This is a genomic window from Pseudomonas segetis (genome assembly GCF_900188155.1).
Lineage (GTDB): Bacteria > Pseudomonadota > Gammaproteobacteria > Pseudomonadales > Pseudomonadaceae > Aquipseudomonas > Aquipseudomonas segetis.
In genome coordinates, this window is the sequence record NZ_FZOG01000003.1 from 15,348 (window position 1) to 31,779 (window position 16,432).

General features: G+C 54.8%; 15 protein-coding genes. 5 read left to right on the plus strand and 10 right to left on the minus strand.

Going from position 1 to position 16,432, the window contains the following annotated elements:
- The first annotated feature begins 180 nt into the window (after positions 1-180).
- The 4 genes from CHB79_RS11315 to CHB79_RS11330 all read left to right on the plus strand — a co-directional run bounded on the left by CHB79_RS11315 (position 181) and on the right by CHB79_RS11330 (position 4,516).
- Entirely contained in the window at positions 181-1,089 is a 909-nt protein-coding gene (locus tag CHB79_RS11315; protein WP_089359988.1) for a LysR family transcriptional regulator, read from the plus strand.
- A gap of 536 nt (positions 1,090-1,625) precedes the next feature.
- Positions 1,626-2,747, plus strand: a complete 1,122-nt coding sequence (locus CHB79_RS11320) for a Re/Si-specific NAD(P)(+) transhydrogenase subunit alpha (protein WP_089359989.1) — start codon at positions 1,626-1,628, stop codon at positions 2,745-2,747.
- Between the two features lie 12 nt (positions 2,748-2,759).
- Positions 2,760-3,077, plus strand: coding sequence for an NAD(P) transhydrogenase subunit alpha part 2 (locus CHB79_RS11325; RefSeq protein ID WP_010488190.1), 318 nt, complete (start codon positions 2,760-2,762; stop codon positions 3,075-3,077).
- A 2-nt stretch (positions 3,078-3,079) separates the two neighbouring features.
- Positions 3,080-4,516, plus strand: coding sequence for an NAD(P)(+) transhydrogenase (Re/Si-specific) subunit beta (locus CHB79_RS11330; protein ID WP_089359990.1), 1,437 nt, complete (start codon positions 3,080-3,082; stop codon positions 4,514-4,516).
- 91 nt (positions 4,517-4,607) lie between these two features.
- Here the strand turns inward: CHB79_RS11330 and CHB79_RS11335 are convergent, their stop codons facing one another.
- On the minus strand, positions 4,608-5,159 hold the full coding sequence (locus CHB79_RS11335; protein ID WP_089359991.1) for a cytochrome P460 family protein: 552 nt from the start codon (positions 5,157-5,159) through the stop codon (positions 4,608-4,610).
- A 591-nt stretch (positions 5,160-5,750) separates the two neighbouring features.
- Between CHB79_RS11335 and CHB79_RS11340 the strand changes: the two genes are divergently transcribed.
- Complete coding sequence (locus tag CHB79_RS11340; RefSeq protein ID WP_010488186.1) at positions 5,751-5,966, plus strand: DUF1127 domain-containing protein; 216 nt, start codon at positions 5,751-5,753, stop codon at positions 5,964-5,966.
- A gap of 77 nt (positions 5,967-6,043) precedes the next feature.
- Here the strand turns inward: CHB79_RS11340 and CHB79_RS11345 are convergent, their stop codons facing one another.
- The 9 genes from CHB79_RS11345 to CHB79_RS11385 all read right to left on the minus strand — a co-directional run bounded on the left by CHB79_RS11345 (position 6,044) and on the right by CHB79_RS11385 (position 16,425).
- Positions 6,044-7,198 (minus strand): glycosyltransferase family 4 protein, encoded by a 1,155-nt coding sequence (locus CHB79_RS11345; RefSeq protein ID WP_089359992.1) that lies wholly within the window; start codon positions 7,196-7,198, stop codon positions 6,044-6,046.
- A complete protein-coding gene (locus CHB79_RS11350) occupies positions 7,198-8,340 on the minus strand; it encodes a glycosyltransferase family 4 protein (protein ID WP_089359993.1) in 1,143 nt (380 codons plus the stop codon). The genes CHB79_RS11345 and CHB79_RS11350 overlap by 1 nt, the downstream gene beginning before the upstream one ends.
- On the minus strand, positions 8,318-9,706 hold the full coding sequence (locus CHB79_RS11355) for a glycosyltransferase family 4 protein (RefSeq protein ID WP_089359994.1): 1,389 nt from the start codon (positions 9,704-9,706) through the stop codon (positions 8,318-8,320). The genes CHB79_RS11350 and CHB79_RS11355 overlap by 23 nt, the downstream gene beginning before the upstream one ends.
- Positions 9,707-9,714: 8 nt before the next feature.
- Positions 9,715-10,968, minus strand: coding sequence for an ABC transporter ATP-binding protein (locus tag CHB79_RS11360; RefSeq protein WP_089359995.1), 1,254 nt, complete (start codon positions 10,966-10,968; stop codon positions 9,715-9,717).
- Positions 10,968-11,765 (minus strand): ABC transporter permease, encoded by a 798-nt coding sequence (locus CHB79_RS11365; protein ID WP_010488179.1) that lies wholly within the window; start codon positions 11,763-11,765, stop codon positions 10,968-10,970. The genes CHB79_RS11360 and CHB79_RS11365 overlap by 1 nt, the downstream gene beginning before the upstream one ends.
- A complete protein-coding gene (locus CHB79_RS11370; protein WP_089359996.1) occupies positions 11,765-13,204 on the minus strand; it encodes a mannose-1-phosphate guanylyltransferase/mannose-6-phosphate isomerase in 1,440 nt (479 codons plus the stop codon). The genes CHB79_RS11365 and CHB79_RS11370 overlap by 1 nt, the downstream gene beginning before the upstream one ends.
- Before the next feature lie 4 nt (positions 13,205-13,208).
- Entirely contained in the window at positions 13,209-14,180 is a 972-nt protein-coding gene (gmd, locus tag CHB79_RS11375; RefSeq protein WP_089359997.1) for a GDP-mannose 4,6-dehydratase, read from the minus strand.
- A gap of 146 nt (positions 14,181-14,326) precedes the next feature.
- The gene (locus CHB79_RS11380; protein WP_089359998.1) at positions 14,327-15,238 is read right to left on the minus strand and encodes a GDP-mannose 4,6-dehydratase; all 912 of its coding nucleotides are present in this window, start codon (positions 15,236-15,238) and stop codon (positions 14,327-14,329) included.
- Positions 15,235-16,425, minus strand: a complete 1,191-nt coding sequence (locus tag CHB79_RS11385) for an acyltransferase family protein (protein WP_089359999.1) — start codon at positions 16,423-16,425, stop codon at positions 15,235-15,237. Before CHB79_RS11385 ends, CHB79_RS11380 begins: the two co-directional genes overlap by 4 nt.
- Between the last annotated feature and the right edge of the window lie 7 nt (positions 16,426-16,432).

Below are 16,432 nucleotides of genomic sequence, written 5' to 3' on the forward strand. Positions count from 1 at the left end.
GTATTTTGCACTGACCTGTGCATAATACTCACTTCGTAAACCTGCCATTGAGCACCACGGATGCCTGCCATGACAGCCCCAGAGCCCGTAGGTGCAACCAAGCATGGGACTACACAGAATAACCTTATGGCATGTTTCCAGGACACAGGCCCTGACATCAACACCAGTGAATAACCGACCATGCGCCGAAAAATACCCAGCACCGCAGCCCTGATCGCCTTCGAGTCAGCAGCGCGACATCAGAGTTTTACCAAGGCAGCGCAAGAACTTGCACTGACACAAAGTGCAATCTGCCGGCAAATTGCCGGGCTTGAGGAGTTCCTGAATGTCGAACTGTTTCGTCGCTCGAGACGCGGGGTCGTGCTAACGGAGGCCGGCGCGTCCTACTCACGTCGCGTCGCCAGCCAACTGGATGCTGTCGAACGCGATACGCTGGCGGTGATTGGCCAACAGGGTGCGATCACCATTGAGCTGGCAGTGGTACCCACATTCGGCACCCAATGGCTGCTGCCACGGCTCAAGGATTTCCAACGCTTGCACCCACAGGTCACGGTTAACCTGACCAACCGTACCCGCCCCTTTTTATTTGCCGATACCGACTTTGACGCCGCCATCTATTTTGGTGACGGCGACTGGTCGGGCACCGCGTCCTACCGGCTGATGCGTGAAAACCCCATGCCGGTTTGCAGTCCGGCGCTACTAGACGGCCGATCTCAATTATCGCCCGATGAACTGGCAAACCTGCCGCTGCTCCAGCAGACGACTCGTCCGTACGGCTGGCGACAGTGGTTCAATGGCCAGGGTATGTCGGTCGCCCGCGACATGAGCGGCCCCCGCTACGAGCTTTTTTCCATGCTTGCCCAAGCCGCTATCCACGAGATGGGCATTGCCCTGATACCGCCGTTTTTAATCGAGCGCGAGCTCAACGAAGGTCGCCTGGTGATCGCCTCCCCTTATAGCCACCCAAGTGACAAGGCATATTTTTTGATCATCCCTGAACGCAAGGCCGAATTCACCGCCCTGAAAGCCCTGCGCGACTGGCTGATAGAACAGACCAAAGATTACGCTCAACGTACTGGACTGGAATAAATGACAGCAACCAAACGGTTTTTTGCCGTTGATTTGCTTACTTAACTCCAGTCAAATCTGGTTATAACCTTCAAAATCAGTGGGCAAAACAGAATAACTGACCCCGTAGTCAGTATTTGCCACAGCTACAGATCAGCCTCTTCTCAAACCCTCTAAGTGTTTCGTTTTTTGCACAGTAGAGGTCGCTAATGCGCTGTTTCAGTGGTTTTAACTCCAATTACACTGTTAACCATTGATCTGCTGAATCGCAAATTATTTAGCCTGTACCCGGCCCATGAAAATCTACAAAAACAAGCCTTAACCTCGCTAAATACAAGGTGTCAGCCATAAACAGTGGCTGCCTGGTCATCTGGTGACCTGTAGTTACTGCAAGGTTTTATTACAGAACGTCTTGAAGGCCTCGCGCTTCACCTGCAAAATGCCGACCCCGCTAAATACTAGAAGCCATGCTTAAGCGGGATTGTGCTGATCCTCCCTCGCCCGCATGCCAACGTAGCGTACGGGTTCACAAAAAAAGATCACGCAGGAGATTTGAAGTGCACATCGGTGTTCCTCTCGAAACCCATGCCGGAGAGACGCGCGTAGCCGCGACTCCCGAGACCATCAAGAAGCTGGTTGGCCAAGGCCACCAGGTAACAGTGCAAAGTGGCGCAGGCATTAGTGCCAGCGTGACAGATGCAGCTTATGAAGCTGCCGGCGCAACCATTGGCAGCGATAGCGATGCCTTTGGCGCTGAACTTGTGCTGAAGGTGGTCGCCCCATCTGAAGCTGAACTTGCGCTCATGAAATCCGGCACCGTTCTGGTGGGTATGCTCAACCCGTTCAGCAATGAAACCATCGCCTTGATGAACGCACGCGGCATTACGGCCTTTGCCCTCGAAGCGGCGCCGCGCACCTCGCGCGCGCAGAGCCTCGATGTGCTTTCATCGCAAGCCAACATTGCGGGCTACAAAGCCGTATTGCTGGCCGCTCATCACTATCCGCGCTTTATGCCGATGCTGATGACCGCTGCCGGTACCGTAAAGGCGGCACGCATTCTGATTCTCGGTGCCGGGGTTGCGGGCTTGCAGGCCATCGCGACTGCCAAGCGCCTGGGGGCAGTTATTGAAGCGTCAGATGTGCGCCCTGCGGTTAAAGAGCAAATCGAGTCGCTGGGTGCCAAGTTTGTTGACGTGCCATTCGAGACCGATGAAGAGCGCGACGCCGCCCAGGGTGTCGGCGGCTACGCCCGGCCAATGCCAGCCTCATGGATGGAACGCCAGGCAAAAGCTGTGCACGAGCGCGCCAAGCAGGCCGACATCGTGATTACCACCGCACTGATTCCGGGCCGCAAGGCGCCAACCTTGCTGCACGAAGCGACGGTGCAGGAAATGAAGCCGGGGTCGGTCATCATCGATCTCGCGGCGGCCCAGGGTGGCAACTGCCCGCTGACCGAAGCCGAGCAAGTGGTGGTCAAGCACGGCGTGACCATAGTCGGCCATAGCAACCTGGCGGCATTGGTTCCAGCGGACGCATCGGCCCTGTATGCCCGCAACCTGCTCGACTTCCTCAAGCTGGTCATCGACAAAGACGGCCAGCTCAACGTCAACCTTGAAGACGACATTGTCGCCGCGTGCCTGATGTGCCGCGACGGTGAAGTCGTGCGCAGCAACGGCTAAAGGAGTAGAGACATGGAAATTTCCGACGGTATCTACAACCTGATTATTTTTGTGCTGGCTATCTATGTCGGCTATCACGTGGTCTGGAACGTCACCCCGGCGCTGCACACGCCACTGATGGCGGTAACCAACGCTATTTCGGCAATCGTCATCGTCGGCGCCATGCTGGCTGCCGCATTGACCGTGACCCCGTTCGGCAAGCTGATGGGCACCATGGCCGTTGCACTGGCAGCGGTTAACGTCTTCGGTGGCTTTTTGGTCACCCGACGCATGCTCGAAATGTTCAAGAAGAAGGCGCCTAAAGCAGCCGCGCCGACGGAGAAGCACTGATCATGAGCATGAATTTAATCACTGTTCTCTACCTGGTCGCCTCGGTCTGTTTTATCCAGGCACTCAAGGGCCTGTCACACCCAACCACGTCACGTCGGGGCAACCTGTTCGGCATGATCGGCATGGGCCTGGCTGTCATCACCACTATTGGCCTGATGTATAAGCTCAGCGCCGAAGCTGACTCACCCGGCATTGGCTACGTGATCCTCGGCCTGCTGCTAGGCGGCACGGCCGGTTCGATCATGGCCAAGCGCGTTGAAATGACCAAGATGCCCGAACTGGTTGCCTTCATGCACAGCATGATCGGCCTGGCCGCGGTGTTCATTGCGATTGCCGCCGTGGTTGAACCCCAGTCGCTGGGCATCGTTGCCACGTTGGGCGACGCCATTCCAGCAGGCAACCGCCTGGAATTGTTCCTCGGCGCAGCCATTGGTGCCGTGACGTTCTCGGGCTCGGTGATCGCTTTCGGCAAGCTGTCAGGCAAGTACAAGTTCCGCCTGTTCCAGGGCGCACCGGTATCCTTCAGCGGCCAGCACAAGCTCAACCTGATTGTCGGCATTGCAATTCTGGTGCTGGGCCTGTACTTCACCTTTACCGGCAGCCTGACTGCTTTTGTTCTGCTGCTGATCCTGGCCTTTATCATCGGCGTGTTGATCATCATCCCGATCGGCGGTGCGGACATGCCGGTTGTGGTGTCGATGCTCAATAGCTACTCGGGCTGGGCAGCAGCCGGTATCGGTTTCTCGCTGAACAACTCGATGTTGATCATTGCCGGTTCGCTGGTTGGCTCTAGCGGCGCGATTCTGTCCTACATCATGTGCAAGGCCATGAACCGCTCGTTCTTCAACGTCATCCTCGGTGGCTTTGGTGCCGAAGCGGATGCAGGCCCGGCAGCCGGCAGCAAAGAGCAGCGGCCAGTCAAGTCTGGCTCCAGCGACGACGCCGCCTTCTTGCTGACCAACGCCGACACCGTTGTGATTGTGCCCGGTTACGGTCTGGCCGTTGCCCGCGCCCAACATGCGCTGATGGAGCTGGCTGAAAAACTGACCCATCGCGGCGTCACCGTTAAGTATGCAATCCACCCGGTTGCCGGTCGCATGCCTGGGCACATGAACGTATTGCTGGCTGAGGCTGAAGTGCCTTACGAGCAAGTGTTCGAAATGGAAGACATCAACTCCGAGTTCGGCCAGACCGACGTGGTGCTGGTGTTAGGCGCCAACGACGTGGTCAACCCCGCTGCGAAAAACGATCCAAAGTCGCCGATCGCGGGCATGCCGATTCTTGAGGCTTACAAAGCCAAGACCGTCATCGTCAACAAGCGCTCCATGGCCAGCGGTTATGCCGGGCTGGACAATGAACTGTTCTACCTCGACAAAACCATGATGGTGTTTGGCGATGCCAAGAAAGTCATTGAAGACATGGTAAAAGCTGTTGAGTAAGGATTAATCTCTTACCCAATCGCATAAAGGCCCGGACTGCTAATCAGCCCGGGCCTTTTCAATTGCGCACTGCGCACATTCAAGCAATGGCCTATTTGGCACCCAATGTCGGATAGGCCTCAGTGTAGATATAGTCCTTGGACTTGGCCGGTAAATGGCAACCCAGGCAATCGATCTTGTAATCGGTGACCACGCTCTTGCCACCACTGTCAGGCTTGAATAGCGCCCAACCCCAGCCATCGCCCCAGGCAGGATTCTTACCGGCAAAACGGTTGGTACTGTCCTTGACCATAACAAAGGTCTGCTTGATATCGCCCGCATGACTAACCCCAGCACCAGTGGTGTAGTTGCCCACCTTGGGGTGACGCAACTCCTTGACCATTACGGCTCCATCCGGAAACTTGCCGGTTTTGCGGAATGCGGTGACTGCGTCTGAATCCAGATAGACATCATGGAAGCCACTGGCATCGCCAGCAGGAACGAACCAAGAACCCAAATGCGACATCGTCGCCCGAAAGTCATCAGGTAAACCAATGTTGCCCTTGGCATCGACCTGAGAAGAGAAACTGTCATCGGCCTGCGCCGACAGCGCCACACAGGATGCAACCAAGGCGGCACCAGTAAACCTCGTTAATGTATTCACGGCTGTTTCCTTATCTATTTTCCTCATCCCGTCTGTGTATCCATGACTCCAGCCAGGAACACAGCAGACATCTCTAGATAGGGACGCAAAGCGCGCCCGATCATTACAAACAGCCCTACAGGTTTTGCCTAGAAGCCATTACCCCAAGGCGCAAAACGCTAGGGTTAGGTCGAGGGATCTTGTCTATTGCTGCGTGGGAATCAGCTGTGACGCGTGGATGAGGAGGGGTAAGACTCTAGGCATTGGCTCGGTCTGGCAACCAGTACAGACAACTTAAAACCGGCAAGACTATTCATATAACCTGAAAAACAGGTCAGCTAAATAACTCGATCAATCTGCAACTGTACCGCAATATTTATCCTGTATTTAATGCAAATGGCAGAGTAATAAACTGCCTGGAAGCCATTATCCTGGCTAAATAACTTATGTGCAGTACAGTTTTGTCAAAAAGCACAGAAACAGTTACAAAGCATCCTATCTATTAACACAACAATTTCGTTCAGCTGTGGCTACTGCATTATTTGCAAAAGAACGATCATTAGTACCAAGCAAAATACTCTCTCACACCGCCACAAGCGGAAGGATGTCACCATGGAACGTACCCTCAGTTCCGACTTGTTGTTCGAAACCAAACCGACTTCTGTTACCAGCGGCCTTCCGCTGCGTATGGCTGCCACGCTGTTGCTGTGGCAGCGCCGCATCGTCAGCCGCCGCCAACTAGCGCGTCTTGATGCACGCCTTCTGGCCGACGCCGGCATCAGCGAAAGCCAGCGCCATGCAGAGCTGAAGAAGCCTTTCTGGCGCTGATTCAAGGCCAACAAAAAACCGCCAATGCGTGAGCTTGGCGGTTTTTTTGTGGGCGACGAAAATCCTGGCGGCTTCGACTAGGGTTTGGAGCTCATGCGCAGGGGTTCGGCCTGCTCATGCGGAGCATCCAGCAACTCCTGATAAAGCGCAGCGGTTTGTTCGCACATGCGCTGTGCGGAAAACACCCGCTCGTAGCGCTCTTGTGCTCGTACGCCCATCTGCGCAGCAAGTTCCGGGTTATCCCAGAGCGTACGCATGGCCTCCCTGAATGCAGGAGGATTGCTGGGCGGGACTACCAAGCCTGTCTCGCCATGAATATTGATATAGCTGGTGCCTGTTCCTATTTCGCTGGAGATCATCGGCTTGCCGTACATGGCCCCTTCGAGCAAGGAAATACCAAAGGCCTCGGACCGCAAGTGCGACGGAAATACGATCGCACTGCACAGTTGCAGCAAGGCCACTTTATCTTCGTCACCCAAACGACCAACAAAGTGCAGGTGATCCAGACCAAGGCGCTGAGCCTGAGCGCGCAATTCCTGCTCCAACGGACCCGCCCCGAGAATAACCACCGGGTAATGCGTGCCTTCCAGGGCATCGAGCAGAATATGCAAGCCTTTGTAGTAACGCATCACACCCACGAATAGAAAAAATCGTGGGCCGAACTGCTGGCGCCAATGATTCAAGCGCTCAGCCTGGGCAATGGGATAGGTACTTTTATCAAGGCCATAGGGAATGACCCGTGTCTTGCTGGCAAAGCGCGTCAGCACTTCGCTGGTGTGCATGTAGTTTGGCGATGCGGCGATGATCCTGTCGACACTGCCGAGGAAGCGGTTCATGACCGGCTTGTACAGCTGCAACAACCTGCGTTGACGAACAATGTCGGAGTGATAGGTCACCACCGTTGGCTTGCGCACAGAAGAAGCAAAGTGCACCACATCCATGAAAGGCCATGGGAAGTGATAATTAATAATGTCCGCTTCAGCAGCCAGTTCACGGAAGCGCTTGAACGCACTGTACGAAAAGCCCGTGGACGCCAGGTAGAAATCCAGGTTTGCACGATGTACCTGGTGCGAACCTAGTGCGAAATCCTTGGCCCCATCTTCGGCGCTGAGCGTCAGTACGTGGCTATCAATGCCCTGAGCGGCGCTGCCCTGGCAAAGTTGATAGATAACCTGCTCAATGCCACCCATGGACTCAGGCAGGTAGGCCTTATAAAAGTGCAAAACACGCATTAGCTCACCATTACCTGTCGATACACATCAGCAGTCACTGCCGCGCAGCGCTGCCAGGAAAATTGTTGCGCACGGGCTAGCCCAGCCGAACGCTTGGCCTGCCAAAGCTGTTGATCTTCCAGCAATTGAGTGATCACTTCGGCGCATGCCATTTCATCGTCCACGTCCACATAGCTACCAGCCCCGCCCGCAACCTCAGGCAAAGAAGCCCGCCGGCTGAGTACAACGGGTACACCGCTGCTCATCGCTTCAAGTACCGGCAGGCCAAAGCCTTCATAGAGCGATGGAAATATCAACAGCCGCGCCCCAGATACGATTTGTGCGAGCAGTGCATCAGGCTGATAGCCCAGCACTCGCGCAAAACCAGCAGCGAGTGCCTGCTGCAATTGTTGCGAGTAGCTCTCGGGCAGCCAACCGGCCATGCCAACGATCACCAGGGGATACTGCCTGCGTAGCGACTCAGGCAAGCGTTGATGTGCACTCAGTGACAGCTGTAGGTTTTTACGAGGTTCCAAGGTGCCGACACACAACAGGTACTGCCCGGGCACCAGGCCAAACGGCTGCAAGGGTTCATGCAAGTCTTCAGCGGCTCTTGGCTGGAAGCGTTCAGAACAACCGAGCGGGGCAACTACGAGCTTGTCTTTAGCGACCGCATAATATTTTGCGACCTCAGCCGCGATAAACTCGGAATCAACCAAGACACGCCGGGCCCGCTGGACGGCTTTGGCCGTATGACGCTCGATTTCAGCGAGCCGGTCCGCTGGCTGGGTTTGAGGGTGATGCACATGGGTAAGGTCATGCAGCGTCATCACCATGGGCCCATCGAACTCAAATGGCCAGAGATTGGGATCGTGATACAAACACCCTGGCTGCTTGCCTATTCCTTGGCTAAAGCGCTGTTGTTCCAGCGCCCTGCGCAACGGATAGGCGCCAGGCACCCAACGTTTGATCAAAGAACTCCAGCGCGAATAGCCGGGCATAGGCGCATCAGGTAATTGCTCGCTCCAGTTCCAACCATTGAAGAACTGCAGTTGCAGGTCATCTTGCTTGGTCAATTCTTTGGCGAGCTCCGTCAGGTACTGACCAATGCCAGTACGCGGCGCACGCAAAATACTTGCGTTAAGCGCTATGCGTCTTGGCATCGAATTCTCTCTCTGATCTGTCCACCGAGCGCGCTTGGCCAATATGCGCGGCGGTGCGCTCAACCAATTGACGAGTCGAATCACTCCAGCTCAACCATGACCACTGCTGCAGATCCTGCGCTGCAGGAAAACGACCTTGCTGCTCAAACGTTTCGACCAGGGCGGCCAGGGATGCGGGTTGATCAAGCTGGAAATAAGCCATGAAGTCACCGCCGATTTCTTCAAAGACCGGGATCGCACTTGCCATGGCTGGCAGGCCGCGCTGCATAGCTTCAACCAGCGGCAGACCAAAGCCCTCAACATAGGAAGGAAAAACCAGTGCCCGTGAATGGCTATAGGCATATTCGAGCCCGGCATCATCAAGCCCGTTAAACATAAACAGGCGCCGGTTCAATTCCGGGTGAGACTCAATGCGCTCGATTAAGGCATCGCATTTCCAACCGACTTTACCAATGATGCACAGGCAAGCTGGCGAGCCCTTTTGCCATAGCAGCTCAAAAGCATCAAGCAAATAAGCGTGATTCTTGCGCGGCTCTATGGTGCTGACCATCAGATAAACAGGCGCGTCCTTGGCAAACAGGCCGAGCAGTTCGGGATCAAGCTTTTTTCCGGGCACAACCAGGTCAAGCTCAGACCCCAGATGAAAATGGTCGAACCAACGGCTTTGAGCCTTGGCTTGACCAATGCGTCGACCGACCTCTGCCCGCACCTGCTCACTGATGGTCGAGGAAATTGCGATAAAGCCATCTGCAGTTTGCGAGATCCAGTCAAACCAACGGTCAAATACCTTGACCAGGCCGGCATCACAAAACTGCGGATGAGTCAGCGGGATAAGGTCGTAAATCACCGAAATGATCCCTACGCCCTCGCGCTTCAAACGCTCGGCCAATGGAAAGAAATCGGCATGCCAGGATGAGTCGAGCAGCAATAACTGATCGCCTTCCCGACATTCCAGGACCACCGCACGCTCTGGCGCAGGAGTGTCATCGATAAAGCGATCAAGCAGACGAATGGGAATGCTGAAGCTCAGCCCAGCCAAACGACAAAGCACATAAAAGAGCCGGCGCAATGCATGGGAATAGCGCAAGGGCGCATGCCGCTCAAGTCGCGCATGTAGGTACCAGAAACGGTTTCTCCAGTGCTCAAGCCTGACCCGCAACTTTTGCATCCACGACAGCTCTCGCGTTGGCAGTGGCGCCAGGCTCAAGACTTGATGCACCTCTCCCGCCTGCATCATGACGGGGATGCATTCGACCCCGGAATCAACCGAGGCCAGCTGCTTGATCACATTGCGCACAACACGCTGAATGCCCGAGTTGTCGTTCGGGTGTTCAAATACGTAAGTACATTCAACTAAAAGCCGCATAGTCTTCCTTAACCCTCAACAGTGGCCGCAACAACAGCTTCGCTGCGCTCGATGGACACATCGGAATCGAGCCAGGCACAGCCCACAAAGTCAGCCTGCTTGATATTGATCACATGAAACACCAAGGCAAAATCACGCCACTCATAATTGGTGTCGAGATGAGAGTCAAAGCGTGACAAGGACAAGGCAATTGAGTAGTTGCCCTTGCCCAGACGTGCAGGAAACTTGAACCGATAAACCACCTGCTCACCTGCCTTCAGGTTTTCCACGGGCTGATTGAGACGATGGGTATTGATGCCGTACATGGCTTGTCCCATGCGGTCTTTGATCATGAAGCCCAAAACCAGTCTCGGCACATCCGCCCTTACATCCACGGTCACCTCAAGCGTGACCATGGCACCGACAGAAACGACATCAACCCGCTGCCCCTGATCATTGATCAAGGCGATATCGGCAAAACCTGCTTCACCGGTGCCGGAAATGGTTCTGACTTGTCCGCTTTCGAGGCGTTCCTGGCGAACGGTTTGCTGTTCTTTTTCGGCAAGCATGGCGCTGTAAAAATCCATGACCTCCTCGGGTGAACCTTCAAGCGCCAGCTTGCCGTTTGCAAGCAAGATAGCCCGGTCGCAAAGGTTCTGGATCGCCTGGCGATCGTGGGACACAATCAACAATGTGGTGCCGGCCTTACGGAACTCGCGAATACGCGCAAAGCTTTTATGCTGGAAATACGCATCCCCCACCGACAATGCTTCATCGACAATCAACACATCCGGACGGCGAGCGGTTGCCACGCTGAATGCCAGGCGCATTTGCATGCCGCTGGAATAGGTGCGCACGGGTTGATCAATGTATTCACCGATTTCCGCGAATGCCTCGATCTCCGGCATCAGCTCGTGCAACTCATCCATCCCAAGGCCCAGTAACTGCCCGGCCATGAAGACATTTTGCCGACCACTGAAATCAGGATGAAAGCCCATGCCGAGTTCCAACAGGGCTGCAACCCGCCCCTGCAAATGGATATGCCCGGCGTTGGGCTGGGTGGTTCCGGTGATCATCTTCAACAGCGTGCTTTTACCCGCACCGTTGACCCCAATGATGCCCAGCGCCTCTCCCGGGTTAACGGTAAACGACAGGTCTTGAAGCACCCACTTGAGTTGGTGCCTTGGCCTTGAGAAGGGAATAAACCACTCGGCAAGACGCGCCCAGCGAGAAGGGTATTGCTTGTATGCCTTGCCCAGTTGGCTGACTTGAATGCTGCCCATTAGAGTTCATCCACCATTTCGCCCGAGCGCTTGCGAAACAAGCGCATTGCCAACCCACACAGGGCACCAGCAATGATCACTGTCGGCACTAATGACGACCAATCAGGCCAATTGCCATAGACAAAGATGCCTTGATAGCCAGCAATCAATGGCGCCATCGGATTCGCGCTCAGCAAAGGCTTGACCCAATCCGGAAGGATTGAAGCCGGGTACACAATAGGCGTGAACCAAAACCAGAACTGCAGGAATATGCCGACAAACTGACCAACATCGCGAAAGAACACGTTAAGCACGCCAAGCATGACGCCAAGGCCGATAGAGAACAGGACCTGAATCATCAACAGCGGGATGACCGCCAAAACAGCCCAGCCTGGAAAGTTCTGCGTGGCAACCAGGAACCCGAGGAACAGGGCAAAGATAATCGCAAAGTTGACCCCGGCATTGAGCACCACAATCAGCGGTAAACAGATTCGCGGAAAGCTGAGCTTCTTGATCAGGTTGGCATGTTCCAGGAATACCGATTGGCTGCGGCCGATGATCTCGGCAAAGAATCCCCAGGTGAGAATGCCAGCGCACAGATAGATCCCATACGCCAGGCCGTTGTCCACACCCGGCAGCCGGGCTTTCATCAACTGCGAGAAAATCACCGTGTAGACAATAATCATCGACAGCGGATTAAGCACCGACCAGGCAGCGCCCAGCAGCGAGTTCTGATAGCGCGTTTGGAACTCCCGCTTAACACTGCCGAGCACAAATCCACGGTAGGTCCAAACAGAGCGCGCCATGCTCAAAGCCATCAGACCACCCTGCCGTACTGATCTTCAAAACGCACAATATCGTCTTCACCAAGGTACTCACCGCTCTGCACCTCAATCATCACCAGTTCAATCACCCCCGGGTTTTCCAAGCGATGCTTGTGGCCGGCCGCGATATAGGTTGACTGGTCGCTGTTAACCAAGCGTGCACCGTCGCCATTGGTGACCTTGGCCATGCCCTTAACTACTATCCAGTGTTCGCTGCGGTGATGGTGCATCTGTAACGACAGTGAGGCGCCAGGCTTGACCACAATGCGCTTGATCTTGAACCGCGGCCCTTCTTCAAGAACGGTAAAGGTTCCCCATGGCCGGCTTACCGTGCGGTGTAAACGGTAGGCATCATGATTGTTATCCTTGAGCTGCTTGACCACCAACCGGACATCCTGCGCGCGATCAGCATGAGCAACCAACAGCGCGTCATCAGTATCAATCACAATCAGGTTATCCAGGCCTACGGTCGCGACCATCCGACCATCGCTTTGCACATAATTGTTGTGGCTATCGATAAACAAGGCATTGTGGGTCGCACGATTATTATGTGCGTCAGGTTCGACCAACTGGCTCATGGCCTTCCAGGAGCCAATATCACTCCAGTCAAAGGTCGCCGGTATCACAGCCACTCGTTGCGAAACCTCCATCAAGGCGTAGTCGATGGAAATATCCGGCATCTCCGAAAAGGTTTTCGTGTCCAGTTCTCGCTGAACCAGAGTCGGGACTTCCTGCGCTGGGCTTTGCTCAACGCACTGGCGGACCTGCTCGAGCAATTGCGGCGCGTAGCGCTCGAGCTCTTCAATAAAGGTACCGGCGGTGAAGCAAAACATGCCGGAGTTCCAGAGAAACTTGCCACTGTCCAGATAGGTCTGCGCCGTACTCGCATCTGGCTTTTCGACAAATCGCGCAACCCGTGCCGCACCTTGGGCGTCGAGTTCACTACCGGTTTCGATATAGCCAAAACCGGTTTCAGGCGCGGTGGGCGGAACCCCGAATGTCACCAGGTAACCCTCTAGCGCAAGGGCCTGTGCATGCTTGACTGATGCAGTAAAGCCAGCCCCGTCGCAGATCAAGTGGTCGGCAGGCATCACCACCATCACCACATCGTCACCATGACTTTGCGCCAGCGTCAGGGCCGCAATCGCGACGGCAGGAGCCGTGTTACGCCCAACCGGCTCAAGAATAAAGTGGGGCCGACGCGGCCTGGTCTTGGCGGCGTGAAAATGATCCTTGCTTTGGAAGTAGTAGTCACGGTTGGTCACAGTGACAATTTCCCCGCCATCGACAATCAAGTCGGCAGCCCGGCGATAGGTCTTGGCCAACAAGGATTCGCCATCGGGCATGAGCATGAAGGGTTTAGGCTGCCCTTCACGCGACACTGGCCACAAGCGTGTTCCGGCACCGCCGGACAGAATCACAGGAACTATCATCAGATCACTCCTTGGCTACACGCTTGAGATCAGCATCCACCATCGATTGAATCAGGGTTTTCAAATTGGTCTTGGGCGACCAACCGAGGACTCGCTCAGCTTTAGCTGGGTTACCCAGCAAGACTTCGACCTCAGCCGGGCGGAAAAACTCGGGATCAATCACAACGTGATCCTGATAATCCAACTCCACGTAGGAAAACGCGATGCGACACATTTCGCGTACCGTGGTGGTGACCCCTGTCGCGATCACAAAGTCATCAGGCTTGTCCTGCTGCAGCATCAGCCACATGGCTTCGACATAGTCACCAGCAAACCCCCAGTCACGCTGGGCATCGATATTGCCCAGGCGCAGCTCGCGCTGCTTACCCTGCTTAATCCGCGCTACGGCATCTGTCACTTTGCGGGTGACGAACTCAATGCCGCGCAGTGGCGACTCATGGTTAAACAGAATCCCGCTGGAAGCATGTAAGCCGAAGCTTTCTCGATAGTTAACCGTAATCCAGTGGCCATAGAGTTTGGCCACCCCATAGGGGCTGCGTGGATAAAAGGGTGTGTTTTCATCCTGACGCTCGGCCTGAATCAAGCCGAACATTTCGCTGGTCGAGGCTTGATAGAAACGCGTCTGCGGCCGGAACTGGCGTATGGCTTCAAGCATATGGGTAACGCCCAGGCCATCCACTATGCCCGTGGTGATAGGCTGATCCCATGAGCTGCCGACGAAGCTTTGCGCACCGAGGTTATACACCTCATCCGGGCAGGCCTTGAGCACGGCGCGCTGCACTGATGATGCATCAGCCAGATCGCCGTCGTGATAGACAATGCGCGAGTCAACCCCAAGCTCGCGCAAGCGCCAGCGGGTATCGGTACTGCGCCGGGCAACAAGGCCATGAACCTCGTAGCCCTTGTCTAATAGCAGTTTGGCCAAGTACGCACCATCTTGACCTGTTAAACCTGTAATAAGCGCTTTTTTATACATTATTATTCTCTTACTTCTCTCAGAGCTGACTCTGAGCGGGCCTCTGGAAAGTTTTGCTGGGTTTGTACCCAGTCTCTTCATCTGTTTTTCAGAGCTATCAACTCCCGCGGTGTGACTCGCCAATCAAACCTTATCGGGCGTTGTATTCAGTTTTCTTCTCGCGCCTCCCAATCACCCAGGACGCCGAGCAGCGTCTCGGAAAAGTCAGTACCTGGTTTCCATCCGGTCTGCTTTTGTAGTTTTTCGGAGCAACCCACAACCCTTCGTTGCTCGGCTTTGCGCAATCGCGCCGGGTCCTGTTCAAGAGCCACTTCCAGGCCAGCCAAATGCGCCATATCGACAATCACGTCGCGAACGCTGCGCTCAATGCCTGAACACAGGTTGTAAACCTCGCCAGCCTGACCTGTTTCCAGCATCAGCAAATAAGCCGTCACCACATCCCGGACATCGAGAAAATCCCGAGTGACATCCACATCGCCCACTGTCAGTACAGGCACTTGTTGACCTCGCTTTATGCGGATTAACTGGCGCGCCATGTCGGCCACTAAAAAGGTTTCGTTCTGGCCACTGCCAATATGGTTGAACGGCCTGGCAATAAGCACACGCCACGACTCGGTATATCCCCACTGCTGGCACAGCAGCTCTGCAGCAACCTTGCTCACCGCATAGGGATTGCGCGGTTTAACCGGCAAAGCCTCGGAAATCGGCATGTCCGGCGTATCAACATGGCCATAGACATCACCCGAACTGACATAAAGAAAAGTGCCGCTAAATCCACGCCGCTTGAGCGCCTGTAGCAGATTCAGGGTGCCCAGCAGGTTCACGTCAAAGGTTCGTTGTGGATCGCGAAAGGCCTCCGGGACAAACGTCTGGCCTGCAAGATGGATGACCGCATCCGGGCAGGCCTCCGCCAGCGCAGCATCCAGTGAGGCAGGCTCAAGCAGGTCAAATTTTGCCGACTCAATAAGTTGCCAATCTGATCCAGGCCTGGACGCTAGCACCTTCTCTAGATGCCGGCCGACAAAGCCACTGCGCCCGGTAACAAAAAGACGGCTCATGCCTGTTCGCCTATTGTGTTGATGGGGGTATTGAGCAAGGCAGGCATTGGTTGCAAGCCTCTTGCACCTTGATCCTTATGTTCGAAGCGTTGCGCTACCCGGCTACCTAATTGACGCATCGGCATTTCTACCCAGCGGTAATTAAGCTGGCTAAGCACCGAAATCAGACCAGCAGCGATAGTTAGGCTCAGGAGCACATGCAGACTTGCTGAAACATCGGTAACGCCGAGTGCTCTATAGAGCAGTTCACGAGTAAAGAAGTAGGCAGGAATATGGATGAGATAAATGGCGTAGGAGCGAGCACCCAGCCACTTCATCAAGCGCTGGCCCAAACCTGTTGGCCATAAATAGCCTCGTCCATAGGAAGCGAGCCAAACCAAGACTGTAGCCATGACAGCTATCAAGCCAATTCGAACAGTAGGCAGAAAATCGTTATGTGCCGCTAAAAACGACATGGCCAGCAGTAACGAAGCCAGAATCAAACCACCAGATAATGGCAATGCCTTTAGAAAACGGGGTTCAAACATCTGGTAACTGGGTTTTGCCGACCAAATAGCGAGCAGTACGCCCAGCGCCAGCGCATCAGTACGCAAAGACATCATCAATACGCTGCGCACTTGAAAAAACTGCACTAGCACAACGATTAACAGCAACCACAACAACTTCTGTCTGAAACACAGCGCCAAAAGCGGTAGTAGCAAATAAAACTGCTCCTCCAGGGAGAGGCTCCAGTAAACAAAACTAAAGCCGTAGTCATACTTAAAGAAGCTGTCTGCAAAGCGGAAATTGGCGAAATTAAACAAGCCTGCAACTGTGGCTTCCATATTTGTCGACAGCGCACCAAAGACACCCGTTTGGTTGAACACCAGAACCAATGGCAAAGGTAGAAGCAGCCACAGCCAAGCCGATGGTAGAAGCCGGAAAGCTCTCCGAATCCAGAAAGCAACGATTACTGGCCTGGCCGCAGATTGCTGCAAAGCAGGTAGCAACTGGCGCGCGATGACGAAACCTGAGATCACGAAGAACAGATCGACTCCCCACCAAAGCTGCAACTGCGACATCAAAGCCTCAAGCCACTCAAGGTTACTGCTCACCAGATTTCCAGAGACGTGATGAAACAGCACGCCAAGGACCGCCAGCCCACGCAGAACTTCAATCTCAGCAATTTTTTGCGTAGCTGCATTCATCCTGGAG